This is a genomic window from Rhizobium sp. PDO1-076 (genome assembly GCF_000247475.1).
Classification (GTDB): domain Bacteria; phylum Pseudomonadota; class Alphaproteobacteria; order Rhizobiales; family Rhizobiaceae; genus Allorhizobium.
In genome coordinates this window covers 1-1,565 of sequence record NZ_AHZC01000268.1, presented here as the reverse complement: position 1 = coordinate 1,565, position 1,565 = coordinate 1, and the positions used below count along the sequence as shown (strand labels likewise).

Sequence of the window (1,565 nt, the reverse complement as noted above, 5' to 3'; positions counted from 1 at the left end):
CTCGCGGTCGAGCCCGCGCCGATCGAAATGGCAACCGGTGTCGTCCTGTTGCCCGCACCTTGCACCACACGCCGCCCTGGTCGAGACCTGACCGAATGGATGGACGGTCAAGCCACGCCCGATGGGACGCTGCGCATCGGGCTTGCCCATGGTGCCATTCGCAGTTTCTCGGAAGAGGGCGCCGCCGCCGAGGTCATTGCACCAGACCGGGCAAGACGCGCGGGCCTGGACTATCTCGCGCTCGGCGACTGGCACGGAGCCGTTGGCGTGGATCAGCGAACCCACTATTGCGGGACGCCTGAGCCTGACCGCTTCAAGCACGATGCACCAGGCACAGCACTTCTGGTCAGTCTTGCCGGCTCCTTTATCGAGCCCGAAATACAGGCATTGCCCACGGCGAGCTTCGTCTGGCGCAGCCTTGATCTCCATCTGCTGGAGGGCGACGCTCCCGAGCCTGCTCTCAACTCCCTGCTGCCAGGCTTAAGGGAACGACGGAATTCGCTGATCCGTGTCCTGGCAACCGGGCACAGTCGTCTGGCGGCGCGCGCGGAGCTTGTGGCAGCAATCGATAGGGTAGTTCCGGATTTTGCATTCCTGGAGTTGGATCAGACAGGTCTTGCGACAGAGTGCGAAGTGGAGGACCTCGACCAGATAGATCGCAGCGGCGCCCTTCGTAAAGCCGCAAATGCATTGTTTGTTGAGGCAACCGACGAGCGTCGGGCATCATCGGAGCGTGAGATCGCGCGGGCAGCCTTGGTGCGCCTCTTCTCCTACACACAGGCGATCGCGCCATGAAGATCTCGGCACTGCGCCTGTTCAATGTCAAACGTTTTGCCGGTCGCGGTGTCACCATCGAGGGTATCGGCGATGGCGTCAACGTGCTTTGCGCCGCCAACGAGTTCGGCAAGTCGACAAGCTTTGAAGCCCTGCATGCACTCTTCTTTCAGCCGTATTCCGGCACCCCCGGGGACATTCAAAGATTGCGGCCCTATAGCGGCGGCAATCCATTGGTCGAAGCCGATATCGCAACAGGGGAAGGCAGGTTCCGGATTACCAAGCAATATTATGGCGGTCGTTCAGCCCGTGTGATTGATCTTGGGTCCGGCCGGCTGGTCGCCCAGGCGGACGAGGCGGAAAACTTCATCTCCGGTCTCATTAGGGGAGGGACTGCGGGGCCTGCGGGTCTTCTCTGGGTCCGTCAGGGTATCACCGGCATGGAGAAACGAAGCCGGCCGGAGGAGGAAGGTGAAAAGCAAGTCCGACAAAGCCTGCTTGAATCGGTGCAAGGCGAGGTTGAAGCAGTAACCGGCGGGCGCCGTATGGCCGAGATCATGACGACAGTGAAAGAGGCTCTGTCGGATATGGTCACGACGACCGGCAGACCGAAGGCTGGTGGCCGTTATGCGGCTGCAATCGAGGAACGGGATAGGCTCGCCGAGGATGAGGCGCGGCTGGCAAGCGAGGTCAGCCGTCTGCGCGAAGCGCTGAGCAGGCGTGCGAACGCAGCAGCGAGACTCGCCGAAATCGATAGTGCTCTGGATAGGGCAGAGCGCAGAACGGCCGTC

Annotated in this window: 2 protein-coding genes; both read left to right on the top strand. The window is 61.8% G+C overall.

What is annotated here, in order from left to right; translation table 11 throughout:
- Positions 1-795, top strand: a 795-nt coding sequence (locus PDO_RS14790) for a metallophosphoesterase family protein (protein ID WP_007603234.1), incomplete at its 5' end; no start/stop codon positions are given.
- A partial coding sequence (locus PDO_RS14785) for an AAA family ATPase (protein ID WP_007603232.1) occupies positions 792-1,565 on the top strand: 774 nt, incomplete at its 3' end. The genes PDO_RS14790 and PDO_RS14785, both read left to right, overlap by 4 nt.